Here is a 26578-nt window from a genome sequence, read left to right as displayed (position 1 = left end):
CCAATGCTGAAGTCATTCGGCGATCAAATCACGACCGAGAAACGCCTCGATGACGCTTTGCTCGTGCAGACGATCAAGGGCCGAACCGACGGGGTGTTGGTCAATACCGCTACGGCCCGGCTGGCTACGGCAGTAGAGCAGGGCGGGGTTTCACGAATTTTGATGAATGTGCGCGAGAGCGACGCCGTTTTCACACCGGCGGAGTTCATTGTCATGTTCCAGGACTTCACAACCCAGTTTCCGCAAATCCGCCGAGTGGCCTATGTGCTCGATCCGGCAACGCACGACATCCAGCAAATGCTTCTGGAAACCCTGGCCTGGAATATCGGCCTCGACGTGTTCTTTGCAGAAACCTACGCCGAGGCCGAGGTCTGGATTAAGGGCTAGCCCTCAACATCCTTGTGGAGCGTTCGGCTAGCAAAGTAGAAGGCCGGGATGGCCAGCAGGCCGACAGCCCCGACCGTAACCAGCGAGTAGCGCAGCCCCTCTGCAGCGCCATAGCTGGTCGCGAAGACGTCACTGATAATACCGGCGACGAGCGGGCCAAGGCCCAGACCAATCAAGTTGATCACGAAGAGTAGAACGGCGGAGGCCGTTGCCCGCGTCCGCGGCTGTACCAGGCTCTGGGCGCAGGCAAAGACAGGCCCGTACCAGATCGAGCCCAGCAGCGTCACGACGGCCAGGGCCATCAAGGAGATCATGACATTGCCCGCCAGCATCGCCAGCAGGAAGGGCAGGAAGCCGGCAATGCCCGCCACCGCCGGGATATAGGCGAAATAGCGTGCATCCTTGGTGACATAGCGGTCAGTTACCTGGCCACCGGCGAACGTACCGATTGCGCCGAAGACACCGATCAGTAGTCCGAGCGCGATGCCAACAAAGCCAAGTGCCCCGAAGTTCACACCCAGCGCATTGTTGACGACATCCGCCATCCCCTGAAGCCCCTCGGAATGGTTCCGGAGGTAGAAGGACCCGTAGAAGGCAATGTGGCCATAGGACACCATCGCATTGACCGCAGCCGCGATCGCCATCCACCAGAAGGCGGGTTTGCGGGAAAGCTCGGCGATCGCTTCATTCATGCTTGGGCGGTCGGCCGGCGCCATTGCGGCAGCCTTGCGCCGCGGCTCGGGCAGGGTAAACCAGGCTGCAATGGCCAGAAGCACACCCGGCGCCCCCGCCACGAAGAAGGCGACGCGCCAGCCATAGGTGTCGGCGATAAGTCCCCCCAATGCCATGCCGGCCAGTGAACCCAACGGAATTCCCATGGAATAAAAGGCAATCGCCGAGGCTCGCTTTTCCGCCGGTGTGTAGTCGGAAATCAAGGAGTGGGCGGGCGGAGTGCAGCCAGCTTCACCGACCCCGACGCCGATACGGGCGATCAGGAGCTGGATGAAATTACCAGCCATCCCGCAGGCGACCGTGAAGGCACTCCACACAGCGACCGCAACAGAGATGATCTTGACCCGGTCTGCCTGTTCAGCGAGTCGCGCAATGGGCAGCCCCAGCACGGTGTAGAACAGGGCGAAGGCCAACCCCGTCAGGGCTCCAAGCTGCCAATCGGCCAGCCCAAGGTCATTCTTGATCGGTTCGGCGAGGATGTTGACGACCTGCCGGTCAAGAAAGTTCAGGATGTAGATGACGAGCAAAAGGCCGAGCGCGTAACGGCGCGGGCCTGCGGCGAGTGGCTCAATCCCACTCGCCCCGGTTTTACCGGCGGTATCAGTCATGAAGGTCTCCCCTTGATCGCCTTTTGGCGCCTTATGGGCAGAGATAATGAGGCGGGCGGTGCCGCTGGCAAGGCATAAGCCCAGCGCTGTCCGAGAAAACTTGTCGATTAGTGCCGCCGGGAAACCATACGCTGCAGCCGATTATCATTGCCTGCGACCGCGAGGAGACTGGGATGGTGGCGGAGGGGGAGGGATTCGAACCCCCGGAACCTCGCGGTTCAACGGTTTTCAAGACCGCCGCAATCGACCACTCTGCCACCCCTCCTGTAAATTCCGAATAACGCTGTTGCGGCCTGAAACGCAAGCCATTGGGTGCAGCCTTGTGGAGGGTCGAGGTGCATAACCAGGCTGGTTGCCGGGTAAATCCGGGCCGGAGCGGACGCCTGCAGGTCTACCCCGGGCATCCGTTTGATTTCTCCCAAGACTTACCCTCGATTTACCAAATCCCGGCATTATGATGTTTTCGAGTATCAGGAGCCCGAGCCCCGTGATCCGTGTCGCTGTTATGTCCGTGCTGGTTTTCGCCACCGGTTGTGCCTCATCACCGGAACATCTGCGTTCATTTGAAACCGGAGCGATCGCGGCGTCCTCCATTGATGCACGCAGCCTGATCGCGCGCTCCAGCGATCACCAGAAGGTCGGACGCCCCTACACGATCTCCGGCCAGCGCTTCGTGCCGCGCCGCGACGATAATTACGACGAGATTGGTATCGGCTCTTGGTATGGCCCCAATTTCCATGGCCGTCCGACCGCCAATGGCGAGATCTTCGACCAGAATGAGATGACGGCAGCTCACACGACCCTGCCCATTCCCTCCATTGTCGAGGTCACAAATCTGGAAAATGGCCGCAGCGTTATCGTGCGGTTGAATGATCGTGGGCCATTCGTCGATGACCGCATTATCGATCTCAGTCGCGTAGCGGCCGAGGCCCTGGATTATCGGTCCCGCGGCCTCGCCCGTGTTCGGGTGCGCTATCTTGGCCCGGCTGAGCCGAACGCTGAACCACCGCAGCGCCATTACCACATGGCTCAAAGCTCGGTTGAACCGTTACCCGCATCTCCGCCGGCGCCCGCTGCTCCTTCTCCAAGGCCAGAACCGGCGCCCGTGCAAACAGGCTCCGCGCTGACGTTGCAGGTCGGCGCCTTTGCCGATCCGGACAATGCGCAGGCACTTGCGTCTCGCATATCCGCTGCCGGGGATGCCTGGGTGCAAGCGGGCCAATCCAATGGCGCTGCCGTCTACCGGGTATATTTCGGGCGCTGGGACAACCGGTCGGCCGCCGATGCGGCGCGTGATAATCTTGCCAGCTACGGTGTCTATGACAGCCGGATCATCGCCCTGAACTGATCCATCCGCAACTTTCCGCACGCCGAGCGCTGGACGTCATGACTTTGCCGCGCTTGTATGCGCACATCATCGCCCAATGACCTCTTACGGCCCGGGAGCTCTCCGACGTGCGCGCTTTTCTCGTTTCGCTTTTGTTTCTGACCACGGCTGGTGCTGCGGCCCAGACCAGTTATCAAACCGATGCCAGCCATGCCCTGATCATGGACTATGAAACCGGCATCGTGCTGTTCGACCGAAATGGCCAGGAAGCCATGCCACCGGCGTCGATGAGCAAGCTGATGACCGTTCTGATGACGCTGGAAGCGATTCGTGATGGCCGCTTATCGATGGATGACGAGCTCCCGGTATCGGAAAACGCCTGGCGTCGTGGTGGGGCCGCGTCCGGCTCATCGACCATGTTCCTCGAGGTCAATAGCCGCGCGCGTGTCGAGGACCTTCTGCGCGGAATTGTGGTTCAGTCGGGGAATGACGCCTGCATCGTGATCGCCGAGGCCCTTGGCGGCAGCGAGGCGGCTTTTGCCGACATGATGACGGACCGGGCCCGTGAGCTGGGCCTGGAGAGCGCCAGCTTCGCCAATGCGACCGGCTGGCCGCATCCCGACCATCGTATCAGCGCCCGCGACCTGGCCGAGATTGCCCGCATTCTGATCCGTGATTTCCCCGAAGCCTATGGCATGTGGAATGAGCGCGAGTTCACCTATAACGGGATCCGCCAGTACAACCGGAACCCGCTCCTCGGTGTGTTTTCCGGCGCCGATGGGCTGAAAACCGGTCATACGGAGGAGGCCGGTTATGGGCTGGTCGGTTCGGCTGTCCGCGATGGTGTGCGCCGGATTATCGTCTTCAACGGCATGGAATCGAACAATGCGCGGGCCAATGAGGCCGAGCGCATGATGCGTTCGGCCCTGTCCGATTATGCCATCTATGAGCTGCTGTCGGCCGGCGACCCTGTGGACCATCAGGCCGAAGTCTTCATGGGTGAAGCGGAGCGGGTTTCGCTCGCCGTAGCCGGGGATGTGACCTTGGGCATGCATCGCCGCGCCCGTCGCAATATGACGGTTGAAGTCGTTTATGACGGTCCGCTGGTTGCCCCGGTCGCCGCCGGACAGGAAGTCGGCCGGCTTGTGGTTAATATCCCGGAACAAGAGCCGCAGGAATTTGCCCTCGTCGCCGCCGAAACCGTTGAACGTAAGGGCCTTATGGGGCGTATCGGGGCCGCTCTGGCTCACATGATCCGCGGAAACTGACGTGCGCGGACGCTTTATATCGCTTGAGGGCGGTGAGGGGGCCGGCAAGACCACCCTGATCCAGCGCCTGCAATGCCACCTCCAGGGCAAGGGCCTGGAAGTCATTGTCACGCGCGAGCCCGGCGGCACGCCGGGAGCGGAGATGCTGCGTGAAATCCTGCTGACCGGCGCTACGGATCGCTGGTCGGCCATGGCTGAGGCCCTGCTGATGTATGCGGCCCGGGTTGACCATGTCGAACGCGTGATCGAACCGGCTCTGGCGCGGGGTGCCTGGGTGTTGTCGGACCGTTTCGCCGACTCCACGACGGCGTATCAGGGGTGCGCTGGCGGTGTCCCGCCTGAGCGCATTGAGGCCTTGCACCGTGCGGCCCTGGGTGAGTTTCAGCCCGATTTGACCCTGATCCTCGACCTCGATCCGCTGGTTGGCCTGCGCCGGACGGTCGAGCGTGGCGAGGACCCGACCCGGTTTGAACTGCACGACACAGACTTTCATGCTCGTCTGCGGCAAGCCTTCCTCGACATCGCCTCGGCCCATCCAGAGCGATGTGCCGTCCTGAGCGCGGCCAAATCGCCCGATGAAGTGTTTGCCGGAGCCCTGGAGCAAATTCATGCGCGCTTGGACCAAGCCGTATGAACACCGATCCAGACATCGCTTCCGACAGTGAACCGGGCTGCCTGCCTCCCCGTGAGCGTTACGACCTGTTCGCTCATGAGGATATCGAGCAGGAAATCGTGACGACGTGGGAAAGCGGGCGACTGCATCATGCCTGGCTGATTTGCGGCCCCCGCGGGGTTGGCAAGGCGAGCCTGGCCTGGCGTATTGCCCGCCGTGTCCTCGGCGCTGCACCTTTTCCAGATTATGGCCCGCTGGGCGCCGATCCAGCCGATCCTGTGTGTCGCCAGCTTGAGGCCCAGGCCTGTCCGGATCTGTTGCTTCTGCGTCGTCCTTGGGATGAAAAACGCAAGCGCTGGCGCGCTGAAATCACCGTCGATGAAGCCCGGCGCGCGCCGGCCTTTTTCGAGAAAAGTGCAGGGGCAGGGGGGTGGCGCGTCTGTCTTGTTGATAGCGCGGATGACATGAATACCAATGCGGCCAACGCCTTGCTCAAAACGCTTGAGGAGCCACCGCAACGGGGGCTGTTGATACTGATCAGCCATGCTCCCGGCCGACTGCCGGCCACGATCCGATCCCGCTGCCGCCGCCTAGATCTCAGACTGCCTTCGGTCGAAGCGACAGCAAGCTGGCTGCAAAGCAATGCCGGTCTTTCCGACGCGTCAGCTGCGCGCCAGGCGGCCGAGCTTTCCGGCGGCGCGCCGGGCCGCGCCCTGGCCTTGAGCGTCAGCGGCGGGGTCGAACTGGCCGACCGTATCGACAGCCTCGTGGACAAGGGGAGAAGCGCGAGCGAAAAAGATATCCGCCAGCTCGCCGACATGGTGACCGGCAAGACGGGCGCAGAAAAGGGGCCGGTCTTCTATGGCGCCCTGCGCAGCGCTATCCAGCGACGCAGCCGTGCGATTGCACTGGAGGGCGGAAATAGCGAGCCGTGGATTGAAGCCTGGCGGTCGCTCAATCGTCTTGTCCGGGATAGTGATGGCCTCTATCTCGATCCCAAGCAAACCGCCTTGGCCGCCCTGTCGCTGGTGACACAGGCCGCACGGGCTGAATTAGCCTGACAGTACAGAAACCGACCATGTTCATAGACAGCCACGTCAATCTCCACGGCGAGCAATTCGCCGAAGACCTCGATGCCGTTATCGAGCGCGCCCGGTCAGCCGGTGTGGACAAGATGATCACGATCTGTTGCCAGCTCAGCGACTTTTCGGCGGTTTCGGCCATTGCGGAGCGCTATGACGATATCTGGTGCACGATCGGCGCGCACCCGCATCATGCCAAGGACCGGCCAGATATTTCTGCGGAAGAGCTGGTTGAGATCGCTCAGCATCCTCGCGTCGTCGCGATTGGCGAGACCGGTCTGGACTTCTATTACGGCTACAGCCCGAAAGAAGAACAGTTTCAGAGCTTTAAAACCCATATCGAAGCCGCACGGCGGGCCGATCTGCCGCTCGTGATCCATACCCGGGACGCCGACGAGGCTATGGCCGGTCTGCTGGAAGAGGAAATGGGGAAGGGGGCGTTCCGTCCGCTGATGCATTGCTATACCAGCAGCGTCGGCCTCGCTCACCGGGCGGCCAAGCTCGGCGCCTACTTTGCCGCCTCCGGCATCATCACCTTCAAGAAGGCTGACGATGTGCGGGAGGTGTTTGCCTGCGAAGTGCCCGACGACCGGGTCATCATCGAGACGGATTGTCCTTATCTGGCTCCGGTTCCGCATCGGGGAAAGCGATGCGAGCCGTCCTTCCTGCCGGCTGTCGCTGCGGGTCTGGCCGCGGTCAAGGACTGGTCGCTGGAAGAGTGCGGCTCGCGCACCACGGATGCGTTTTACCGCTTGTTTGACAAGGTTCCGCGCGGATGAGTCATGTGATCCGGTTGACGATTCTAGGTTCGGGCTCGTCGGGCGGTGTGCCGCGCGCCAACGGGGACTGGGGCGCGTGCGACCCGGGAAATCCGAAAAACCGTCGTCGCCGCTGTGCGGCGCTTGTTGAAGCGGCCCGAACGCGTGACGACTTGGCCGAAGGCTCCCGTGTGACGCGCATCGCCATCGACATGGCGCCGGATTTTCGCGAACAGATGATCTCTGCCGCCGTGCCGCGCCTCGATGGCGTGGTGGTTACACATGATCACGCGGACCAGACGCATGGCCTGGATGATTTGCGGGCTTTTGCCTTGCTCCAGCGTCAACGTATTCCAGTGTGGATGGACGCCGCGACGCGCAGTTCACTCCTGGTCCGGTTCGGTTATGCCTTCGAGGCGCCACCAGGTTCGCCATATCCGGCGATCCTCGACGCGCGTGACATGCCGCAACCGCGCCATGTCCTGAATATTGAAGGTCCCGGCGGGGGTGTGGCGATCACGCCTTTTGACCAGGAACATGGTGGCATACGGTCATTGGGCTTCAAGATTGGCAATCTGGCGTATTCGGCCGATATCAGCGCTTTGCCCGATGACAGCGCCGTCATTATCAGGGGTATCGGCTGCTGGGTCGTCGACGCCTTGCGCCATGAGCCGCATCCGACACATTTCTCGGTCTCTGATGCTCTAGGCGCGCTAGAAGCCGTTTCAGCGAAACAGGGTGTCCTGACCAATCTCCACATCACGTTGGATTATGATGCCCTGGCGGCCGAATTGCCGGCTCATGTAAGCTGTGGGTATGACGGGCTGACAATCACCGACGACAACGGGTCGATTGCGTTAGCCCCGCAGCCCTAAACGGACTGCTATTTATTTCTCATAATATTTATTATGCGCCTAATGTATATGTCGCGGCGCGACGAATCTCGGCTAGACTCGGCGCTCCAGATTTCGGAGCCCCCTCATGCCGCCCAGCCGTCCAATTGACGACCTGCTCACCATCATGCGCCAGCTGCGAGATCCACAGACCGGCTGCCCCTGGGATGTAGAACAGGATTTCTCGACTATCGCACCCTACACCATTGAAGAAGCCTACGAGGTGGCAGACGCCATCGAGCGCGAGGATTATGTCGACCTAAAGGATGAGCTTGGTGATCTCCTGTTGCAGGTCGTCTTTCACGCCCAAATGGCCAAGGAAGCCGGCCTGTTCGACTTTGATGATGTGTGTCTGGCGATCAATGACAAGATGACCCGTCGCCACCCGCATGTTTTCGGCGACGACAGCCACCGTGACAGTGAGGCCCAAACAGAAGCCTGGGAAGAACAAAAGGCCCGGGAGCGAGCCGCGAAGAATCGCGCAGACAGCGTGCTGGACGATGTTCCGGTGGCCCTGCCCGCGCTCAAGCGAGCTCAGAAACTGCAGAAACGGGCAGCCCGTGTTGGATTTGACTGGCCGGACGCAGAGCGCGTTCTGGAAAAGGTGCACGAGGAAATCGCCGAAGTTCGCGATGCAGTCGCGCATAGCAGCCAGGCACACGTGGCTGAAGAAGTGGGTGATTTGCTCTTTGTTTGCACGAACTTGGGAAGAAAACTCAAAGTAGATGTTGAGGCGGCCGTCAGGGGTGCAAACGCAAAATTCGAGCGCCGCTTCCGCTATATCGAAACCAAACTCGCGGCCTCGGGGCGCAAGCCGGAAGACACCAGTCTGGAAGAAATGGAAGCGCTCTGGGTCGAAGCCAAGCAGCGCCAAAAGGCCGGCTCTGAGGTTTAAACCTCGTAGGGGTCATCGACCGGCAAGGGTGCGGCAAGATGCGGAAATTGCGCTCGGAAGCGGCCGGCATCGACGGTCGACAGCCGGTAGTCGCCCTCAACGACACCGGTTTCATCATCCCGCACCTCACGGAGTACATCGCCATTTGCCAATAGCCAGGCGATGGCGCGGCCCTCATGCGGTGGCAGGGTAAGATGAAGCACTTCGCCACGTTGGGCGAGTGCGGTCTCGATCGTCGCCAAAAGCGCGTCGAGATTGATGTCCTCAACTGCGGATATCGGCAGCTTGACCACCTGCCCGGCCTTGCGATTGGCCAGCATGCATTCCAGCTCGACCTCTTCGAAATCGTCGGCACTCAACAGGTCGGACTTGTTCCAGGCTTCAATCACGGGCTGCTGGAATTCGCGGCCGGCTTCGATAGCTTTGAGCACGCCTTCCACATCAGCGACGCGCCCCTCCAGATCCGGATCAGAAGCGTCAATGACGTGGATCAGGATATCCGCATCGCGGACCTCCTCGAGAGTCGCGCGGAACGCGGCGATCAACTCGGTTGGAAGGTCGGTGATGAACCCCACCGTATCGGAAAGCAGGATCTGCATGCCGCGGGGCAATTTGACCGCCCTCACCGTCGGATCCAGAGTCGCGAACGGCATGTCACGCGCCAGCACTTTGGCACCGGTCAATGTGTTGAACAGCGTCGACTTGCCAGCATTGGTATACCCCACCAAGGCGACCGTCGGGAAAGGCGTGTCCTGGCGGGTCTTGCGGTGCAAGGCGCGCGTACGGCGGACATCATCCAGCTGGCGTCGCAGCTTGGCCATCTTGTCGGCCAGCAGCCGTCGATCCGTCTCGATCTGGGTCTCACCCGGGCCGGCAAGGAAGCCGCGGCCGCCGCGTTGACGTTCAAGGTGGGTCCAGGTGCGCACCAGGCGGGAGCGCTCATAGGCCAGACGGGCCAGCTCGACCTGTAAGACACCTTCCTTGGTGCGCGCCCGCTGGCCGAAGATTTCAAGGATCAGCCCGGTCCGGTCGACGACCTTGACCTGCCAGGCCTTCTCCAGATTTCGTTGCTGGATGGGTGTCAGCGAAGCGTCGATCACGACGACATCGCTCTCGGTCTGCTTCAGCTGCAGCTTGAGCTCATCAACCTTGCCCCGGCCGAAAAACCGCCCGGGTTCAATTTTCCGAAGGGGCACGATGAACGCCTCGGCCAGCTCCATGTCGAGGGCTTCGGCCAGGCCAGACGCTTCTTCAAGCCGCGCATCGGCGCGAGCCATATGATCGCGCAATCCTGGATGGATGACGGTCGCTCGTGTAACGGGCGCTTCGCGCTCGATCAATCCGCCACACTTTCAGAAATGGCCGCCTCGTCTTCCTTTTCCTGATCGAAAAGTTGGACAGCCTGAGCCGGCATGATCGTGGAAATCGCGTGCTTGTAGACGAGTTGAGACAGACCGTCCCGACGTAGCAAGACACAGAAATTGTCGAACCACGTTACGACACCCTGCAACTTGACCCCGTTGACCAGGAAGATCGTCAGGGGTGTCTTCGATTTGCGCACCGAGTTGAGGAAAACGTCCTGCAAGTTTTGTTTTTTATCGTGAGACATAAGGACTCCACGTCTTTCGCTCTTTGAAGGCGATTCGTTACTTACCCTATACAGCCCTCACCGCTCCCTGCAACCATCTCATTTTTCAAACAAAGCCGAAACGAAGCGCTGTCGCTAGCGATCAACAGCTGTATCAAGACGCCCGCCATCCCCCTAGCGCCGCATCAAGAGCGCGCCGATCGCTGTCAGTGCGGCCAGCACTTCCAGCCGTCCTAGGATCATCACCGGGATAAGCCAGGTCCGGGCTGCAGCACTCAGATCCGTCCAGCTCTGTTCTGGTGCCAGGGATTGGAAGAGCGGCCCGGCATTGGCCAGAGCGGCCGCAACAGCGCCAAACGCCTGCTCAAACGCGGCTCCGGCTATCGTCAGCACGATGGCACCAAAGCCAAGCACGGCGGCGAACGCGAGCACGTAGGACCAGACTGACAACAAGCTGCGATCAGGAGCCGCCCGGTCGCGGAATTTCACCGGTGCGACACTCGAGGGGTCGGCCAGGACGGCCAGCTCGGTGCCCATACGCTTCCAGAGCATGAGGATTCTGGAGATTTTGACCCCACCGGTCGTGGATGCCGCTGCACCGCCGATCAAAGCGGCAAAAACGGCGGCCAGCGGGGCAGCAGAGAGTTGGGACACCGTGGAGTAGCCTGCCGTGCTGATGACAAACAGGGCGTCGGTGGCATGGCGCAGCGGGTTTTCCGGCTCGGAAATATAAAACAGCACGGCCACGCCACCAACCAGGGCTGCCAGCCCCGATAGATCGGGGTCAACCAATGCCGTCTTGTCTCTCAAGGCGTCCCAGAACAGGGAGATATTGAGGGCTCCGACAAGGCAGGTCAGCGCGACGAAAGTCGTCCCGGTCACGCCCAGCGGCTCAAGCAAGGAACCGGAAAACGGGGCATAGCCGCCGGTGGAAATCGCGCCCATGGCCAACACGCTGGCACTGAATAATTCCTGACCGGCAAACATCAGGGCGATGCCCGCTGCCGCGGTGATAACGAAGTACAGTAAGCCGATGCGCTGAGCGGCGAGACGCAGATGCGAGAAGACGTTATCCGGACGAATGGTGAGCAAGGATGATCTGCGGATAGCCGGCAGGTCCTTGTCGAGTGCTGCGAAGATCGCGGCGGCCAGCATCAGCGTCGCATACCCTCCCATCCAGCTCAGCAGGGCGCGCCAGAGGACGAGGCTGCGCGGCAACTCCTCTGCCGGGAGCAAGATGGCCCCGGTGGTTGTGACCGCTGAATAGGCCTCAAAAAACGCATCGCCCTGGGTGAAATAGCCCGACAGGTAGAAGGGAAGCGCGGCAAATGCCGGCGTCGTGGACCAGGCCACAAGGGCCAGTAAAACAGCATCGACGGCACTGGCCGTGACCGCCATGCCGCGGGTCGCCGTCAGGATCATCAAGCCGGGCACACCGGCCAGCATCGCCGAGGCCAGGAACAACCCGGCGAGATGCCCTTCCCCGAGAGAAAACGAAAACAGCGCGGCCAGCAGCGCCAGAGCGCCAAACAGACTCCACAATCCCGCAAGGGGGCGTAGTAGCGCGCTGGTTCCCATGGTCTAGAAGTATTCCAGGCTGACCCGGAAAAGGTGCTCGACCTTTGCGATCATGGCGGAGCTGCAGAAGAGCAGCACACGGTCGTTTTCGCGCACGCGTTCATCATCCCCGGGCAAAATGACCTGGTCGCCGCGTACCACGGCCCCAAGGGCGACACCATCGGGCAATTCCAGATCCAGGATCGCACGGCCTACCAGCGGCGAGGTTGCCAGCGCGATACCCTCAAGCGCCTCGGCCTGACCACCGCCAAGCGTCTGCAAACCGGTGATCCGGCCACGGCGAATATGCTGCAGAATGGTCGACACCGTGGTGGCCCGCGGATCGATCAGGACATCGATACCGAGAGGTTCACGCAGATCCTCGAAGGAGCGCTCATTGATCAGGCTGAGCGCGCGCTGCCCCCCTTCCCGCTTCGCCATGACACCGGACAGCATGTTGACCTTGTCGTCATTGGTGACGCAGACGACCAGCTCTGCATCCGCGACACCAGCTTCCCGCATGATGCGGGCATCGAGTCCATCGCCATGCAAGACCACGGTTTTCTTCAAGCGCTCTGCAGCGGCCTCAGCCTTGGCCTTGTTGGCCTCGACGAGACGCACCTTGACCCCGCCGGCGCGTTCCAGCGCCCGGGCGACATAGACCCCGATATTGCCGGCACCGACGATGACCACGCGGCGTACCGTCTCCGCATCGCGCCCGAAGATATCGAGAACGCGGCGAGCCTGCGCCCCTGGAGTGACGACATAGACGTCATCGCCAGCCAGCAGCGGGTCGCCGGGCTGCGGTATAAACAGCGTCTTCTCGCGCTGCACGCCGACCACAGCCACTCTGAGGTCGGGAAACAGCTCCAGTAATTGTTCACTGGATGAGCCAGCTGCCGGAGAGCTTTCTTCCAGCCTCAGACCGAGCAATTGTACCCGCCCGCCGGAGAAGACCGCCGTGTTGAAGGCGCCCGGCGTTTCAACCCTTTGCAGGATGGCGCGGCCAACCTCGAGCTCAGGCGAAATGATGACGTCGATGGGCAGATTGCCGGTCGTGAACAAATCGCCCCAGGCCGGGTCGAGATAGTTCTGCGCCCGGACACGCGCGATCCGCATCGGCGTTTCGAACAGGGAGTGGGCGACCTGACAGGCGACCATATTGGTCTCGTCGGAATGGGTGACCGCCACGATCAGGTCTGCGTCAGCCGCCCCGGCGCGCTCGAGCACATCGGGATGGGAGCCATGCCCCACCACGCCCCGCACATCGAGGTCCGTGACAATATTGTCGATCAGGTCCGTGGACCAGTCGACAACCGTGACTGCATTGCCCTCCTGGGCAAGTGCTCGGGCGATGCCGAAACCGACCTGACCCGCGCCGCATACGATGGCTTTCATGCCGGCACCCTATCAGGAGCTTGTCGGGGCCGCATCCTTTTGCGTACCACCCACACCGAGGGACTTCAATTTGCGATGCAGGGCAGAGCGCTCCATGCCAATGAAGGCGGCCGTGCGCGAGATATTCCCGCCGAATCGGTCGATCTGCGCCTTGAGATATTCCCGCTCGAAGCTCTCCCGCGCCTCACGCAGAGACAGGGCGATCATTTTCTCGCTGTCGAAGCCTGATTCCTGATTGTCCCGGGCCACGACCTCTGACGGCAGAGATGCCAGCGTAATCGGCTCATCCGGCGCACCGGTCGCCAGGATCAGCAGACGCTCCACATTATTGCGCAACTGCCGGACATTGCCGGGCCAGCTATGGGCCTGTAGGGCTGCCATGACGTCGTCTCCAAAGCCTCGGCGCGGCAAGCCGGCGGAAGCGGTCAGGTTGCCGAGGAAATGCTCCACGAGCGCGGGGATGTCCTCACGGCGCTCAGCCAGAGCCGGGACGTTGACCGGAACCACGGCAAGCCGGTGATAGAGGTCCTCGCGGAAACCGCCCGCCTCGATCGAGCCATGCAGATCGCGCGCCGAGCTGGAGATCACCCGCACATCGACCTTCACATCCTCGGTCCCGCCAACCCGGCGGAAACGCTGTTCGACCAGCAAGCGTAGCAGCTTGCTCTGGGTCTCCTGCGGCATGTCGGCGATCTCATCGAGATAGAGGGTGCCGCCATGGGCCCGCTCGAGCAGGCCGGGATGCTTCAGCTTGCCATCCTCATGCTCGCGCCCGAAAAGCTCTTCCTCGAAGCGCTCCGGCGAAATGCCCGGAGCACTGACCGCAACGAAATCGGCATTGGCCCGCGGGGATTTCTCATGGATCTGCCGCGCGACGAGTTCCTTGCCCGCCCCGGAGGGGCCCTTGATCATGATCCGGCTATTAGTCGGCGCTACCCGATCAATCAGCTGCTTGACCTGGACGATGCTGGAGGAGGAGCCGATCAGCGTGCTCTGCACTTCCGAACGGGCGCGCAGCTCGGCATTTTCCTGCCGCAAGCGGCTGGTCTCAAGCGCGCGGGCCACGGTCAGCAGGAGTTTGTCACTCTTGAATGGCTTCTCGATGAAGTCGTAAGCGCCCTTCCGGATCGCCGCCACCGCCGTTTCGATATTACCGTGACCGGAAATCACGATCACCGGCAGGTTGGGATCGATAGCGCTGAACTCGTCGAGCAATTCAATACCGTCCAGCCGGCTGCCTTGCAGCCAGACGTCGAGGATCACCAGAGACGGCTTGCGGGCGCGGATTTCGCGGAGCGCGCCATCGGCATCGCCCGCCTCGCGGGTTTCGTACCCGTCATCCTCCAACAGACCGCCGATGAGTTCCCGGATATCGGCTTCATCGTCTACGATCAGGATGTCACGTGCCATGGATCAGGCCTCCTGTACGCTAGGCATCATGGTTTCAGTATCTTGGGCCAGCGGGAAGACGAGCCGAACGACGGCGCCATGCCCATCCTTGGGCACGTCCAGTTCCAATCGTCCATTATGGTCTTCCATCACCCGCTTCACGATCGCGAGGCCCAGGCCCGTGCCCTTCTCCCGCGTGGTCATGTAAGGCTCGGTCAGGCGCTCGCGGTTGGCGGTTGGCCATCCCAGGCCGTTGTCGCAAACCTCGATAATCGCAAACTCTTCATCAGCCCGGAGCGAGACATCGATGCAACCTGGCAGATCGCCGCCGACTTCATTCTTCATCCGGCTGGAGACACTTTCGGCCGCATTCTTGAGAATATTGGCAAGCGCCTGGCTCGACAGCCGGGCATCGCACAGCGCGAAGATCTTGTCCGGCGCGGCCACATAGCCGACCTCAATCTTCGGCGAGGCCACACGCTGGGCAAAGGCTGCGGCCTGGGTCAATTCGCCCATCTCCACCACCTCGACCTTCGGCTGCGGCATGCGGGCGAAGGAAGAGAACTCGTCGACCATGCGCCCGATATCCATCACCTGGCGGACAATGGTGTCGGTACAGCGGTCAAACGTCTCCAGATCGGAGGTGATTTCTGCGCGGTATTTGCGCTTGATGCGTTCAGCGGACAGCTGGATCGGGGTCAGCGGATTCTTGATCTCGTGGGCGATGCGCCGTGCGACGTCGCGCCAGGCGGCATTGCGCTGCGCGTTCACCAGGCGCGTAACATCATCAAAGGTGACGATAAGCCCGGCTTCCTCGTCCATCGTCGCACGCACGGAAAGGTGCCGCGTCTGCTCGTCTGCCGTTTCGATATCAACCTGGGCCTCCGCGATGATGCCGGGCCGACGCCTTGCCCGTTCGACAACACCGGCGAGCTCCTCGGAGATGTCCTCAACCGCAGTACCGATCAGATCATCCGTGCCCGGGCTCAACAGGCTGACCGCCGAGCGGTTAATCAGGGCGATCCGGTTAGACGGGTCGACCCCCATGACACCGGCACTGACACCGGCCAGCACCGCTTCGGTAAAGGCCCGGCGCTGCTCCGACTCGGCATGGGATTCGATCAATTCACGGCGCTGGCTGCGTAATTGCCGCGTCATCCGGTTAAACGCCCGGCCCAATGCGGCGATCTCATCATCCTCACGGCCCATCTGCACCCGGACATCCAGGTCACCGATCCGGACGCGCTCAGCCGCCGCGACGAGGCGCGAAATCGGCGTTACCACGCGGGTTGCGGCTGAAAGCGCCAACCAGATCGCGCCGATGATGATCAGCGCCACGACCTCGGCATAGATCAGGAAGAAGACGGCACGGGCATTGGCTTCGCTCTCGCGCACCACACGCAGGGACTCGCTGGCATTGAGGATGTCGCGCCACAGGCTCATATCCATTTCACGCGAAACATAAAGATAGGCGCTGTCGTAATTCTCCAGCCGGAACAGCATGCGCATGGCTTCTGCGCCTTCGGGCAGTCCGGCGCGTATCGAGAAGAACGGCCCGGTCGTGCCGGCCAGCCCTTCGTCCGCATCGTCATACATGACGGATGTCGGCGGGATGTAGACCTCATCCGCCCGGAACTCGGCCTCGGCCAGACGGGTCCCGCTGCGGTCGATAATGTAAGCGGCATCCAGCTGGGCACGCGCCGTGACGGCGGCGAAGACGCGGTTGAATTGGATGCGGCTATTGCGGAACATTTCGACGGCTTCATCCGTTTCGATCTCCGCAGTGATCCGGCTCATGCGCCCGCGTGTGGTCTCGGCTTCCTCAAAGAAAACAGCCTGCGAGGTCTGGCGGGTGGTTTCAACGAAACTACTGACCTGTTCGCCGAACCAGTATTCCACGCCGCGTGAGAGCACCGCGCCGAGGAAGACAGCCGCGAAGATCGCCGGCGTGGCCGCCGCCAGCGCAAACAGTCCCACGAAGCGCAGGTGCAGGCGCGGCGCCGGTTCGCCAAAGCCACGCCCGCCGATGCGCCGCCGCAACCGAACCGCAACCACAAGACCAAGAACGACGAGTAGGGCTGCGTTGCCGCCGAGGATATAGAGCGCCAGCGGATTTCCCGGATCAAGGGTGCCAAAACCGCCCAGCACCGCGACCGCCGTGCCAACCAGGATCGAGGTCGCAAGCACCAGCCCGGCCACAAAAAACGCGGCGGATCGAGGAGAAATATTCCGGATCAGAGTATGCGTACCCGTTGACGACAAACCGATTTCCGTTGGCTGTTTGCGCCAGCCTAACGCTCTGTTGCGAAAAATCAACAGCCGTGCCCCACGGGCAACAAGTTAGTCCAAGTCCAGTCCGAGATCGCTCAGGCGCCGGGCCAGCGTATTGCGGTTCATCCCCAGCTTGTCGGCAGCCCGCGACTTGTTACCCGCGCAGCTAACAAGAGCAGCCCGGATCAGGGCTCTGTCCAGGGCATCAAGCGATGATTGCCGTGAATCCCCTGCTGCCAGAGCCGATGCAGCGGCCTGGTCGAACACATCCCCGCCGGGGGTTATGGCTTCAATGGGCGAACTGTCCAGCAGAAACTCAACCTGTTCGCGTCCGATCTGGTCCCGGCCACTTTCAAGCACAGCCCGCGCGACGACATTCTTAAGTTCTGAGATGTTTCCCGGCCAAGCATGTTGCTCGAGCCGCTTGAGGGCCGCGTCGCTGAAGCCCGCACCTCTCACACCCTGATCGCTCGAATACTGGCGGGCAAAGCTATCGACGATTTCGGGAATATCCTCTGCCCGCTCCCGCAGGGGCGGCAGATCGATCCGGCACTCGCCCAGACGCATGGCCAACGCGGGAGAAAAATCAGCCCGCCTCGCCGTTGCAATGATTTCACTACGGGCCGAACAGTCCAGCCCGTCCAGCAAAGCAGCGAGGCTGTCATCAGACCAGGTATCCAGTCTCAGGGCGATGAAACAGCCGCCTGTCTCGACCTGATCGAAAACGCGCTCAGCGCCATGGGTGCGGGTCAGGCGCTGAACCTTGTCTGGCGCATGCCCCCGTTCGCTGAGGATAATCTCCGCGGCCAGCTGCTTGCCGACACCGCTTTCGCCCAACAGCAAGACATGCGACCTGCTGCGTACGGCGCGCCCAAGCCCCCTGAAGCTCTCCTGCATGGCCCCAGAACGGCCGATCAACCCGAAACTGTCGCTGCTGTCCGCTTGCTTCAGCTTCAGCGGGGCCAAGGCCGCCTCGACGCGCTCGATCATATGGTTGAGATCAAACGGTTTGGGCAAATAATCAAACACCCGCTCGCGCTCCGCTCCGATGGCGGTTCGGGCCGTCGATTGGGCACTCATCAGGATAACCGGGAGGTCCTTCTGCAGCCGCATGATCTGGGGCAGGCGCGTAATGAAATTCTCGCCATCCAGAAGAACGTCGGCCAGCAGCAAGTCCTCTTTACCCCGGCGTAGCCAGGTTTCCACGGTCTGCGGCGACGCGGTCGCGCGAACATCAAACCCAGCCTTGCGCAGGGCCCGCACAAGCACGTTTCTCAGGCCCTCATCATCTTCCAGCAGAATAACACGACCGGCCATTATCCTGTCTCCACTAGCCTGGGCAGGCGAAGTCGGAACTCCGTCTTGCCGGTCTCGCTATAATAGTCGATCCAGCCCTCATGCAAGGTCATCACCCGGGCGCAAAAAGCCAGCCCCAATCCTTCCCCGGCCGGTTTCGACGTCACGAAAGGGGTAAACAAGCCCGGTCTGATCGCAGCATCAATTCCCGGGCCATTGTCCCGAACGATCAGGGTGATGGGGGTCGGCGCACCGGTTTCCGGCGCCCGGGCCGCGGGGTCATAGCGGGTCAAGAGCTGGATTTCCGCGTCGTCGCGCTCTTCCAGCGCACTGGCTGCGTTGTCGAGCAGGTTGATCAGGCACTGCCCCAGAAGGTCTGCATCACCGCGCACATCGGGGAGCGAGGGGTCGAATTGCTGGGTCAAAATCGGCAAATCCGATCCATAGCCCCGTTTCCAGTTATTCAACGCGGCAAAAGCGATGCGGTTGACATTATCCGGCTCCGACCGGGCCAGGTTGATATCACCGACCTGGCTCCAATGATCCGTGAGCCGGGTAATCCGGTCACTATCATCGCGGATGCTGACGGCCAGCGCCGCGACGTCCGGATCCTCCGCATCGGCCTCGATGAGCTGGGCCGCGCCCCGAATACTGGCCAAGGGGTTTTTCAGCTCATGGGCCAGCATGCGGCCGAAGCCCAGCGCCTGCAGTCCGGACGGCGTTTCAAGCGCCGTCGTATGAAGAGAGATAAGATTGGCAACGAGCCACTCATTATCGCCGGACCAGCGGACGTGAAGCTCAAATGGGTCGCCATGCTCGGTCGGCTCGCGGTGCGTTACATCCCGGCCCTCCTGACGGGCCCGCCGCAAGACCGCCTGGAATACACCGGCCATGGTGTCCGGAGGCAGATCGGCAGTGACGGCGTCAAAGCGCAAGCGCGCCTGCCCCTGCCATTCCTGCGCCGCCATGTTGGACCAGACCAGCTCAAGGCTCGGAGAGAAAACCCAGATCGGGCTGACCGCGTGATCTGCAGCGGCAAGGAATATCCGGTCGCGCAGGCCGTCAGTCATGCCGCGTCGAGCCGGACACGCGGTGTCAGGGCCAGCAGGCACTCCCGGATCTGCTCCGGTTCCATGCTTCGGCACAGCGTTTGTTTGGCGAGGGAAACCGCCTCGCCTTCAAGTTCCGCATCAGCAAAGGATGCGAAGTGCTTGCGCATCATACGTATCCCCAGTTCCTCGCCATAAAAACCGAGGCTGTCATCGAACTCCTGCCGCAAGGCCTCGAGCTTGGCAGTCCAAGGGACCAATCGCTTGGCACCCTCGAGTTCGGCCCCGATCATTCCGACGAGCCAGGGAAGTCCTTGCGCCGCCCGCCCGATCATCACGGCGTCCGCACCGGATTGGTCGAGCGCCGACCGGGCTTCCGACGAATTGGTGATGTCGCCATTGACGATCAGCGGAATACTGACAGCCTCACGCACAGGCCGCACGGCGGCCCAGTCGGCCTCGCCCTTGTAGAATTGCTGGCGTGTGCGGCCGTGCACCGTTACCAGCTGGACGCCGGCAAGCTCGGCCCGGCGGGCCAGCTCGGGCGCATTGATACTGTCATGATCCCAGCCCAGCCGCATTTTCAGAGTCACGGGAATATCCACCGCCGCGACTGTCGCTTCGATCAGACCCAGGGCGTGATCGAGATCGCGCATCAAGGCCGAGCCCGAGAGCCCTTTCGTCACCTGGCGCGCCGGGCACCCCATATTGATATCGACGATGTCCGCCCCGGCATCGGCGGCAATCTTGGCGCCTTCAGCCATCCAGCGCGCTTCCCGTCCGGCCAGCTGGATAATGCAGGGAGACAGGCTGGCATCCGCCTGGGCCTTGCGCACCATATCCACTCGCCCGGCGGCCAGGGCATCACTTGCGACCATTTCAGACACTACCATGCCGGCCCCGAAGCGCTGAACCTGGCGCCGGAATGGCAGGTCGGTCACGCCTGACATGGGCGCGAGTACAGCCCGCGAAGGGATGGTGTATTGGGCGATCGAAAAGGCCATGCGACTGGACAAATCCGGGCAGTGCGTCGTAAGCGGGCAAGCTAACGAGTATGCTGCGCCGCGGCAACGGATAGGACTGCGCGTTGAAAACCGGTGTGATTATCGTTGCAGCTGGCCGCGGGGAACGGGCCGGCGGCGACCTGCCCAAACAATACCGCGAGATCGGTGGCGAGGCTGTGCTCGCCCGGACGGTAGAGGCCTTTCAATCGGCTCTGCCCGAGGCGTCGATTTGCGTCGTCATCAACCCGGCCGATCAGGACCGTTTTGACGCGCTGGGCCTGGGAGCGCAGTCGGTGTTTGGTGGGGCCACGCGGTCGGCCTCTGTCAAAGCCGGTCTCGACCAGCTTTCTGCCCTCAATCCGGATACCGTCTTGATCCACGACGCCGCCCGGCCCTTTGTGTCTGACGCGCTGATTGGCCGCGTCGTGACGGCGCTGGAGGCCGGACCCGCGGCCCTGCCCGCTCTGGGCATGACAGATGCGCTTTTCACCGCTCGCGATCACAATATGACCGGCCCGCTCAACCGGGATGAGGTCTTTGCCGCCCAAACGCCCCAGGGCTTTCATTTCCAGCAATTGCTGGCGGCCTATGACCGCCTCGGCCCGCAGGCCATGCATGATGATGCCGGTGTCGCCCAAATGGCCGGGTTGACGGTGCGCGTGGTTGAAGGCGATCCAGACAATTTCAAGATCACCCGGCCGGAAGATTTCGAGAAAGCCGAGACCATGTTGCGCCAGACCGATCCGATATTCGTCACAGGCCAAGGCTATGATGTGCACCGGCTGGAGCCTGCTGAGAGCATGTGGCTGTGTGGTGTGGAGATTGAGGCCGGGCTCGGCCTTGTCGGGCATTCCGATGCCGATGCCGGCCTGCACGCGCTCACTGACGCTGTACTGGGTGCCGCGGGTGCGGGGGATATCGGTCAGCACTTCCCGCCCAGTGATCCGCGCTGGTCCGGTGCCTCTTCAGATCAATTCCTGCTTCATGCCCTCGCCCTCCTTCGCGAAGCCGGTGGCGATCTCGTTCATGCCGACATCACCGTGATCTGTGAACGTCCTAAAATCGGCCCGCACCGGACCGCCATGCGCCGGCGCGTGGCTGAGCTGCTCGGCCTGCCGGAGGCGCGGGTCAATATCAAGGCGACGACAACGGAGAAGCTCGGCTTCACCGGCCGCGGCGAAGGATTGGCGGCGCAGGCCGTTGCAACAGCGAGAATGAGCTGATGTTCACACCGGATTTGATCGAACGCGCGAGCGACTTGCTTGATCGTGCCCGAACAGCCGGAGTGATGATCGCCACGGCGGAAAGCTGCACGGGCGGCCTGGTTTGTGCCCTGCTGACCGACATCCCCGGCTCCTCGGATGTGCTCGACCGCGGTTTCGTGACCTATTCCAACGAGGCCAAGAGTGAACTTCTGGGTATTCCCGCCCGCATCATCAACGCCAGCGGAGCCGTGTCCTCCGAGGTGGCGCGGCGCATGGCAGAAGAGGCCCTGTTGCGCTCGAATGCGGACATCGCCGTATCGATTACGGGAGTTGCCGGCCCGGGCGGCACGGCGCGCAAGCCCGCCGGCCTGGTACATTTTGCGCTCGCCGGGCGCAATGGCCTGGTAAAGAGCGATGTCCGGCGCTTCGGCGATCGAGGCCGCAGTGCCGTGCGCCAGGCCAGTGTCTACAATGCGCTCGACCTCTTATCCGAGGGCGTCGATCTCTTTGCCTAGATCGAGGCCGGGATCCCCTGCTGTCTCGAAACGCCGTTCGGCCTCGGCCGAAAAACGGTTGACCAACACCTGGGCCGCGCGGTCTCGATTACTGTCGAGCAGCATTTGCAGGATCGGGTTGCGGAAGGCGGCGTTGATGTAGAAATCGACGAGGCTCGACCCGTCCGAGAGCAGCCGGAAGCGCCAGCGATTTTCGAGAACCCGAAACGGACCCGCAACGAAGCCGACATCGATCGTGCGCTCTGCACGATCCGCGCGCACCTGGCTGGTAAAGCGCTCGGTGACGAATTTGTAGCGGACGCGCGCCTCGGCGGTCAGATCGGTGACCTCTCCATCCACACGCTCATTCGAGACACGCATGGCCGTAATCTGCGGAATGAAGTCGGGATAACGCCGCACATCAGAAACCAGCGCGAACAAATCGTCCGGCTCGTGAAACAGGCGCAGGCGTTCCGTCAGTACCGTGGTCACGACCGGGCCAGTTGCTGATCCCGGGCTGCCCGCAGCTTCTTGAAGTCGTCTCCGGCATGGTGGCTGGACCGGGTTAGCGGCGTTGCGGAAACCATGAGGAAGCCCTTCGCCCGGGCAATGGTCTCGTAGGCCTTGAACTCGTCCGGTGTGACGAAACGGTCGACCGCGGCGTGTTTCCGGGTCGGCTGCAGATATTGACCGATGGTCAGGAAGTCGATGCCGGCGGACCGCATATCATCCATGACCTGCATTACCTCTTCCTTGCTCTCACCGAGGCCAACCATGATCCCAGATTTGGTGAAGTGCGCGGGATCACGCTGCTTCACACGTTCCAGCAGACGCAGCGAATGATAATAGCGCGCGCCGGGCCGGATGGAGAGATAGAGACGCGGAACCGTTTCCAGATTGTGGTTGAACACGTCCGGCTTGGCGTCAATGACGATATCCTCGGCATTGTCCTTGCGCAGGAAATCCGGCGTGAGGATCTCGATCGTTGTGCCCGGTGACTTGGACCGAATAGCCTCGATGACATCGACAAAATGCTGCGCGCCGCCATCATCGAGATCGTCCCGGTCGACCGAGGTGATGACGACGTGGTTGAGCCCCATCTGGGCGACCGCTTCCGCGATCCGGCGCGGTTCATCCGTATCGACCGCCCCGGGCAGACCGGTTTTCACATTGCAGAAGGAGCAGGCGCGCGTGCAGGTGTCGCCGAGGATCATGAAAGTCGCGTGTTTCTGATCCCAGCATTCGCCGATATTGGGGCAGCCAGCCTCCTCGCAGACAGTAACCAGGCCGCCATCCTTGACGATCTTCTGCGTCTCGGAAAACGTCTTTCCCAGCGGAGCTTTCACACGGATCCAATCCGGCTTGCGCAGGATCGGTGTATCCGGGCGTTTCTGCTTTTCCGGGTGGCGCGCGGCGCGGGCATCTTGGCGGGCGGTATTATCGATTAGATTGGCCATGAGCAGCACATAATCCGGGCCGCCGCGGGCTTCAAGCGCTGCGTACGCATCGAAGCTTGCCAGGAATGCATCCGCGATCTAATTTTCTGTTATGACAGAAATTACTCACAAGTTCGATCAGCTGCCACCCGCCATACAGCGTTTCATCCTGCAATGGGGTGATATGGGTGGCCAATGGGGCGTCAATCGAACCATCGCGCAAATTCACGCTCTGCTCTATGTCAGCGACCGCCCGCTCAATGCCGAGGACATCGCGGAGACACTGGGTGTCGCGCGCTCAAACGTGTCCAATTCTCTGAAGGAGCTGCAGGCCTGGAAGATCGTGAAACGCGTCCCTGTCCCGGGTGATCGCCGCGACCACTTTGCCGCCGAAGATGACGTTTGGGAAATGGCGATGCGTATCGCCAGTATTCGCAAGGAACGCGAGCTCAACCCGGCCCTCGAAACGCTGGAAACCTGTCTGGCCGAGGCAGAGAATGACAGCCGGGTCAGCGCGACCCAGCGGGCGCGTCTGGAAGCCATGCAGGAATTCACCGGAAGCATGGATCGCTGGTACGAGCAAATGCTCAAGGTTCCACCGGCCACGCTGCTCCGCATGATCAAGATGGGCAATACAATTGTCGGCCTGCTCGGTTTTGGAGCCAGGGCGCAGAAACCTGAGACCTAGGCGTCTCCGCCGCCAGCCTCCCTGAAGTCAGCGCCGCACCCCCAGGCCCCGCACTTCTAGTCGCCAGCCTTGTTGCCACTTTCCTCGGCATCCACGTCCGCCACCGTTGGCGGAACCCAGCCCCGCTCGCTGCGGCCGGAAAAGGCGCGTTGGCCATTGCGTAGCTCGGAATTTTGCCGCTCGCTCAGCTCTAGCGACTTTTCCACATAGGGCTGGTTTTGATGGATCGGCACGTCGGGATCATAGAGCGCGGCCATTTCCACAATCGCCTCGCGATCGGATTTGACGAACCCGCGCGCCATGCGTTCAGCTTCGAAGGGATGTATTCCGAGAGCCTCGAAGGCTGAACGCCCGGTCCGGACCCCGCTGTCGAAGGTCTCGCGAATGATATCCCGGCACCCTGCCGCGTAGAGATCATAGACGTGCTGACGATCCTTGGCCCGGGCGATGATGTGAACACCGGGATAGTGCTTGCAGACATAGCGCGTGAGCTCGGTGATCTGCTCCTTGTCATCAATGGCGATGATCAGCATTTTGGCATCGGCAATGCCAGCGGCGTGCAGAAGATCCGGCCGTGTCGCATCCCCGAAATACACCTGGAAACCGAAGGTCCGCAGCATTTCCAGCTGCTCGGAACTATAGTCGAGAACGGTCGTCTCATAGCCTTCACGGCGCAGCATGCGATTGACGATACCACCAAACCGGCCATGCCCGGCGATGATGATGCGATTATTCTCCTCGATCTCGTCCGCGGCCTGTTCGTCTGGCTTGGCGTAGGCGGGGGCTATCACCTTGTCGAACCGGATGAAGAGCAAGGGCGTGATCAGCATCGACAGGGCCACGACAAGCAAGAGCTGATCAGCCAAGGCCTGCGGGATCACGTAATTCGCAACCGACAGGGAAAGCAGGACAAAGGCAAACTCGCCGGCATGGGCCAGTCCCAGCGCGAACAGCCATCTGTCCGCACCGCGGATCTTGAAGGCGATCGCCAGTCCCAGCATGACCACGGCCTTGACCGCCATGAAGCCGATCGCAGCTCCCAAATAGGGGGCGAAGTCGGCGAACAGGAGCTGGAAGTTGATACTGGCCCCGACAGTGATGAAGAACAGCCCGAGCAAAAGCCCCTTGAACGGGTCGATATCACTCTCGAGTTCGTGGCGGTATTCACTGTTGGCCAGGACAACACCGGCCAGGAATGTGCCCAGTGCCGGCGACAGGCCGACCAGTGTCATCAGCAAGGCAATACCGATCACGATCATCAAGGCCGTGGCAGTGAACAGCTCGCGCAGCTGGGCCATGGCGATGAAACGGAAAATGGGTCGCGTCAGATAGCTGCCCCCGAGAATGACAAAAGCGATGGCACCAATGGTGACACCCGCCTGCTGCCAACCCGTCAGTCCCTCGACGAGGCTGAGCGAACGTCCCGCGTCGCCCGTACCGGCTTGGGCCGTATCTGTGGCCGCCGGGACAAGCTCCGGCAAGGCCAAAAGCGGGATCAGCGCCAGCATGGGAATGACGGCAATGTCTTGGAACAGGAGGACCGAGAAACTCCCCTGCCCGCCATCGGACTTCAGCAACCCCTTTTCCTGCAGGGTTTGAAGAACTATCGCCGTGGAAGACAGCATCAGGATCAGGCCAATCGCCAGGGCGACGGACCAAGTATAGCCAAACAACATAGCCACGCCCATCAAGGCGAAAACTGTCAGGGCGACCTGCAGCCCGCCCAGTCCGAGGAGCTTGGCACGCAAATCCCACAAGCGTCGCGGATCAAGCTCGATACCGACCAGGAACAACATCATGACCACGCCGAACTCGGCGAATTGCTGGATCGCGGTGACATTGACGTCGATCGCCGCCAGCAACGGGCTGATCGCAATACCCGCCAGTAGATAGCCAAGCACCGAGCCCAGGCCGAGCCGCGAGGCAATCGGGACGGCGATAACGCCGGCACTCAGGAAGATGAATGCAAGAAGGAGAAAATCGCCCATGGCTCAGATCAGCTCCCGGATCGGCAAAGTGTCATGGGTGAGGATGTCCTGCGATGCGGCTTTGTCGAAATCAAAGCGGTTGTCACGAATGGCGCCCAGCAGTTTGAGATATCCCAGCGCATGCGGCTCCACAGTGCCATCGCCCGGCGCACGCAAGGAAGCATGGAGCACATACGGGGTCGCGAACCGCATGCCACACAGATGCGCGGTCTGTTCTAGCGGGGTCAGAAATGTCCTGAGCGGAAAGCGCTGATAGCCTTCATGGCTATAGGCGTCGGCCGGACCGGCCGCTGTGATGGCCAGCATCAGGGTCTTGCCGGCCAGCTTGTCTCCATCGGAGCCGTAGGCAAACCCGTGCTCAAGAACCAAATCCTGCCACTCCTTGATGATGGCCGGTGTCGAGTACCAGAACAGTGGGAACTGGAAGAGAATAACATCGTGTTCGAGCAGGCGGGCCTGCTCCCGGTCGACATCGATATCCATGCGCGGATTCTCGGCATAAAGGTCGACGCGGGTAATCCCGTCGAGATCCTGCGCCGCGGTCCACATTGCTTGATTCACATGGGAGAATTTCTGCCCGGGATGGGCGTAATAGAGCAAGAGCCTGGCCATAACGCCCCCTGGTGAAGGGCGTATGGCGCCCTTTTCTGCC

At 61.7% G+C, this 26578-nt stretch carries 25 protein-coding genes and 1 tRNA gene; 11 read left to right on the top strand and 15 right to left on the bottom strand.

Annotated elements, in window-relative coordinates:
* Nucleotides 1–3: 3 nt before the first annotated feature.
* Entirely contained in the window at nucleotides 4–387 is a 384-nt protein-coding gene (locus tag Q1V51_RS02610; RefSeq protein WP_300552432.1) for an STAS/SEC14 domain-containing protein, read from the top strand.
* Here Q1V51_RS02610 and Q1V51_RS02605 read toward each other — a convergent pair.
* Entirely contained in the window at nucleotides 384–1727 is a 1344-nt protein-coding gene (locus tag Q1V51_RS02605) for an MFS transporter (protein WP_300552429.1), read from the bottom strand. The genes Q1V51_RS02610 and Q1V51_RS02605 overlap by 4 nt on opposite strands.
* A gap of 177 nt (nucleotides 1728–1904) precedes the next feature.
* A tRNA-Ser gene (locus Q1V51_RS02600) sits at nucleotides 1905–1992 on the bottom strand.
* Between the two features lie 222 nt (nucleotides 1993–2214).
* Between Q1V51_RS02600 and Q1V51_RS02595 the strand changes: the two genes are divergently transcribed.
* The 7 genes from Q1V51_RS02595 to mazG all read left to right on the top strand — a co-directional run bounded on the left by Q1V51_RS02595 (nucleotide 2215) and on the right by mazG (nucleotide 8563).
* Nucleotides 2215–3075: a septal ring lytic transglycosylase RlpA family protein gene (locus Q1V51_RS02595; RefSeq protein ID WP_300552426.1), complete on the top strand. Its 861-nt coding sequence runs from the start codon at nucleotides 2215–2217 to the stop codon at nucleotides 3073–3075.
* A 107-nt stretch (nucleotides 3076–3182) separates the two neighbouring features.
* Complete coding sequence (locus Q1V51_RS02590) at nucleotides 3183–4322, top strand: D-alanyl-D-alanine carboxypeptidase family protein (protein ID WP_300552423.1); 1140 nt, start codon at nucleotides 3183–3185, stop codon at nucleotides 4320–4322.
* A gap of 1 nt (nucleotide 4323) precedes the next feature.
* Entirely contained in the window at nucleotides 4324–4956 is a 633-nt protein-coding gene (gene tmk, locus Q1V51_RS02585) for a dTMP kinase (protein ID WP_300552420.1), read from the top strand.
* The gene (locus Q1V51_RS02580; protein WP_300552417.1) at nucleotides 4953–5996 is read left to right on the top strand and encodes a DNA polymerase III subunit delta'; all 1044 of its coding nucleotides are present in this window, start codon (nucleotides 4953–4955) and stop codon (nucleotides 5994–5996) included. Before tmk ends, Q1V51_RS02580 begins: the two co-directional genes overlap by 4 nt.
* A 17-nt stretch (nucleotides 5997–6013) precedes the next feature.
* Nucleotides 6014–6796: a TatD family hydrolase gene (locus Q1V51_RS02575; RefSeq protein ID WP_300552414.1), complete on the top strand. Its 783-nt coding sequence runs from the start codon at nucleotides 6014–6016 to the stop codon at nucleotides 6794–6796.
* Nucleotides 6793–7650, top strand: a complete 858-nt coding sequence (locus tag Q1V51_RS02570) for an MBL fold metallo-hydrolase (protein ID WP_300552411.1) — start codon at nucleotides 6793–6795, stop codon at nucleotides 7648–7650. Before Q1V51_RS02575 ends, Q1V51_RS02570 begins: the two co-directional genes overlap by 4 nt.
* Nucleotides 7651–7756: 106 nt before the next feature.
* Nucleotides 7757–8563 carry a nucleoside triphosphate pyrophosphohydrolase gene (gene mazG / locus Q1V51_RS02565; protein ID WP_300552408.1) on the top strand — a complete coding sequence of 269 codons (807 nt, stop codon included), beginning with the start codon at nucleotides 7757–7759 and terminating at the stop codon, nucleotides 8561–8563.
* Here mazG and hflX read toward each other — a convergent pair.
* The 9 genes from hflX to dusB form a co-directional block, all read right to left on the bottom strand.
* A complete protein-coding gene (gene hflX, locus Q1V51_RS02560) occupies nucleotides 8560–9903 on the bottom strand; it encodes a GTPase HflX (RefSeq protein WP_300552405.1) in 1344 nt (447 codons plus the stop codon). The two genes, mazG and hflX, sit on opposite strands and share 4 nt — an antisense overlap.
* Nucleotides 9900–10172 carry an RNA chaperone Hfq gene (gene hfq / locus Q1V51_RS02555; RefSeq protein ID WP_300552403.1) on the bottom strand — a complete coding sequence of 91 codons (273 nt, stop codon included), beginning with the start codon at nucleotides 10170–10172 and terminating at the stop codon, nucleotides 9900–9902. Before hfq ends, hflX begins: the two co-directional genes overlap by 4 nt.
* A 153-nt stretch (nucleotides 10173–10325) precedes the next feature.
* Nucleotides 10326–11729: a potassium transporter TrkG gene (locus Q1V51_RS02550; protein WP_300552401.1), complete on the bottom strand. Its 1404-nt coding sequence runs from the start codon at nucleotides 11727–11729 to the stop codon at nucleotides 10326–10328.
* 3 nt (nucleotides 11730–11732) lie between these two features.
* Nucleotides 11733–13106 carry a Trk system potassium transporter TrkA gene (gene trkA, locus Q1V51_RS02545; protein ID WP_300552399.1) on the bottom strand — a complete coding sequence of 458 codons (1374 nt, stop codon included), beginning with the start codon at nucleotides 13104–13106 and terminating at the stop codon, nucleotides 11733–11735.
* A 12-nt stretch (nucleotides 13107–13118) separates the two neighbouring features.
* Nucleotides 13119–14516: a sigma-54 dependent transcriptional regulator gene (locus Q1V51_RS02540; RefSeq protein WP_300552397.1), complete on the bottom strand. Its 1398-nt coding sequence runs from the start codon at nucleotides 14514–14516 to the stop codon at nucleotides 13119–13121.
* A gap of 3 nt (nucleotides 14517–14519) precedes the next feature.
* On the bottom strand, nucleotides 14520–16682 hold the full coding sequence (locus Q1V51_RS02535) for an ATP-binding protein (RefSeq protein WP_300552395.1): 2163 nt from the start codon (nucleotides 16680–16682) through the stop codon (nucleotides 14520–14522).
* A 153-nt stretch (nucleotides 16683–16835) separates the two neighbouring features.
* Nucleotides 16836–18083 (bottom strand): response regulator, encoded by a 1248-nt coding sequence (locus Q1V51_RS02530; RefSeq protein ID WP_300552393.1) that lies wholly within the window; start codon nucleotides 18081–18083, stop codon nucleotides 16836–16838.
* The gene (locus tag Q1V51_RS02525; RefSeq protein ID WP_300552391.1) at nucleotides 18083–19132 is read right to left on the bottom strand and encodes an ATP-binding protein; all 1050 of its coding nucleotides are present in this window, start codon (nucleotides 19130–19132) and stop codon (nucleotides 18083–18085) included. The genes Q1V51_RS02530 and Q1V51_RS02525 overlap by 1 nt, the downstream gene beginning before the upstream one ends.
* Nucleotides 19129–20115 (bottom strand): tRNA dihydrouridine synthase DusB, encoded by a 987-nt coding sequence (gene dusB / locus Q1V51_RS02520; protein ID WP_300552389.1) that lies wholly within the window; start codon nucleotides 20113–20115, stop codon nucleotides 19129–19131. Before dusB ends, Q1V51_RS02525 begins: the two co-directional genes overlap by 4 nt.
* Before the next feature lie 83 nt (nucleotides 20116–20198).
* Between dusB and Q1V51_RS02515 the strand changes: the two genes are divergently transcribed.
* Together Q1V51_RS02515 and Q1V51_RS02510 are read left to right on the top strand one after the other, a co-directional pair.
* Complete coding sequence (locus tag Q1V51_RS02515; RefSeq protein WP_300552387.1) at nucleotides 20199–21338, top strand: bifunctional 2-C-methyl-D-erythritol 4-phosphate cytidylyltransferase/2-C-methyl-D-erythritol 2,4-cyclodiphosphate synthase; 1140 nt, start codon at nucleotides 20199–20201, stop codon at nucleotides 21336–21338.
* The gene (locus Q1V51_RS02510; RefSeq protein WP_300552384.1) at nucleotides 21338–21835 is read left to right on the top strand and encodes a nicotinamide-nucleotide amidohydrolase family protein; all 498 of its coding nucleotides are present in this window, start codon (nucleotides 21338–21340) and stop codon (nucleotides 21833–21835) included. Before Q1V51_RS02515 ends, Q1V51_RS02510 begins: the two co-directional genes overlap by 1 nt.
* Here the strand turns inward: Q1V51_RS02510 and Q1V51_RS02505 are convergent.
* Entirely contained in the window at nucleotides 21806–22306 is a 501-nt protein-coding gene (locus Q1V51_RS02505; protein ID WP_300552382.1) for a type II toxin-antitoxin system RatA family toxin, read from the bottom strand. The two genes, Q1V51_RS02510 and Q1V51_RS02505, sit on opposite strands and share 30 nt — an antisense overlap.
* Nucleotides 22303–23271, bottom strand: coding sequence for a lipoyl synthase (lipA, locus tag Q1V51_RS02500; protein WP_300552380.1), 969 nt, complete (start codon nucleotides 23269–23271; stop codon nucleotides 22303–22305). Before lipA ends, Q1V51_RS02505 begins: the two co-directional genes overlap by 4 nt.
* 91 nt (nucleotides 23272–23362) lie before the next feature.
* On the opposite strand from lipA, the gene Q1V51_RS02495 reads away from it, so the two are divergent.
* Entirely contained in the window at nucleotides 23363–23938 is a 576-nt protein-coding gene (locus Q1V51_RS02495; protein WP_300552378.1) for a MarR family transcriptional regulator, read from the top strand.
* Between the two features lie 56 nt (nucleotides 23939–23994).
* Here Q1V51_RS02495 and Q1V51_RS02490 read toward each other — a convergent pair whose 3' ends face one another.
* Nucleotides 23995–25926 (bottom strand): monovalent cation:proton antiporter-2 (CPA2) family protein, encoded by a 1932-nt coding sequence (locus Q1V51_RS02490; RefSeq protein ID WP_300552376.1) that lies wholly within the window; start codon nucleotides 25924–25926, stop codon nucleotides 23995–23997.
* A 3-nt stretch (nucleotides 25927–25929) separates the two neighbouring features.
* Entirely contained in the window at nucleotides 25930–26538 is a 609-nt protein-coding gene (locus Q1V51_RS02485) for an NAD(P)H-dependent oxidoreductase (protein WP_300552374.1), read from the bottom strand.
* Nucleotides 26539–26578 lie beyond the last annotated feature (40 nt).

The organism is Maricaulis sp., from assembly GCF_030149235.1.
Taxonomy (GTDB): domain Bacteria; phylum Pseudomonadota; class Alphaproteobacteria; order Caulobacterales; family Maricaulaceae; genus Maricaulis.
The sequence above is the reverse complement of the archived record's forward strand: the minus strand, read 5'-3'. Positions and strand labels throughout refer to the sequence as shown.

Excerpts from the sequence above, each read along its gene's own strand:
- Q1V51_RS02610 (WP_300552432.1), top strand. The coding sequence starts at position 4 with ATGCTGAAGTCATTCGGCGATCAAATCACGACCGAGAAACGCCTCGAT.
- Q1V51_RS02605 (WP_300552429.1), bottom strand. The coding sequence starts at position 1,727 with ATGACTGATACCGCCGGTAAAACCGGGGCGAGTGGGATTGAGCCACTC.
- Q1V51_RS02580 (WP_300552417.1), top strand. The coding sequence starts at position 4,953 with ATGAACACCGATCCAGACATCGCTTCCGACAGTGAACCGGGCTGCCTG.
- Q1V51_RS02575 (WP_300552414.1), top strand. The coding sequence starts at position 6,014 with ATGTTCATAGACAGCCACGTCAATCTCCACGGCGAGCAATTCGCCGAA.
- Q1V51_RS02570 (WP_300552411.1), top strand. The coding sequence starts at position 6,793 with ATGAGTCATGTGATCCGGTTGACGATTCTAGGTTCGGGCTCGTCGGGC.
- mazG (WP_300552408.1), top strand. The coding sequence starts at position 7,757 with ATGCCGCCCAGCCGTCCAATTGACGACCTGCTCACCATCATGCGCCAG.
- hfq (WP_300552403.1), bottom strand. The coding sequence starts at position 10,172 with ATGTCTCACGATAAAAAACAAAACTTGCAGGACGTTTTCCTCAACTCG.
- Q1V51_RS02550 (WP_300552401.1), bottom strand. The coding sequence starts at position 11,729 with ATGGGAACCAGCGCGCTACTACGCCCCCTTGCGGGATTGTGGAGTCTG.
- trkA (WP_300552399.1), bottom strand. The coding sequence starts at position 13,106 with ATGAAAGCCATCGTATGCGGCGCGGGTCAGGTCGGTTTCGGCATCGCC.
- Q1V51_RS02540 (WP_300552397.1), bottom strand. The coding sequence starts at position 14,516 with ATGGCACGTGACATCCTGATCGTAGACGATGAAGCCGATATCCGGGAA.
- Q1V51_RS02530 (WP_300552393.1), bottom strand. The coding sequence starts at position 18,083 with ATGGCCGGTCGTGTTATTCTGCTGGAAGATGATGAGGGCCTGAGAAAC.
- Q1V51_RS02525 (WP_300552391.1), bottom strand. The coding sequence starts at position 19,132 with ATGACTGACGGCCTGCGCGACCGGATATTCCTTGCCGCTGCAGATCAC.
- dusB (WP_300552389.1), bottom strand. The coding sequence starts at position 20,115 with ATGGCCTTTTCGATCGCCCAATACACCATCCCTTCGCGGGCTGTACTC.
- Q1V51_RS02510 (WP_300552384.1), top strand. The coding sequence starts at position 21,338 with ATGTTCACACCGGATTTGATCGAACGCGCGAGCGACTTGCTTGATCGT.
- lipA (WP_300552380.1), bottom strand. The coding sequence starts at position 23,271 with ATGGCCAATCTAATCGATAATACCGCCCGCCAAGATGCCCGCGCCGCG.
- Q1V51_RS02495 (WP_300552378.1), top strand. The coding sequence starts at position 23,363 with ATGACAGAAATTACTCACAAGTTCGATCAGCTGCCACCCGCCATACAG.
- Q1V51_RS02490 (WP_300552376.1), bottom strand. The coding sequence starts at position 25,926 with ATGGGCGATTTTCTCCTTCTTGCATTCATCTTCCTGAGTGCCGGCGTT.
- Q1V51_RS02485 (WP_300552374.1), bottom strand. The coding sequence starts at position 26,538 with ATGGCCAGGCTCTTGCTCTATTACGCCCATCCCGGGCAGAAATTCTCC.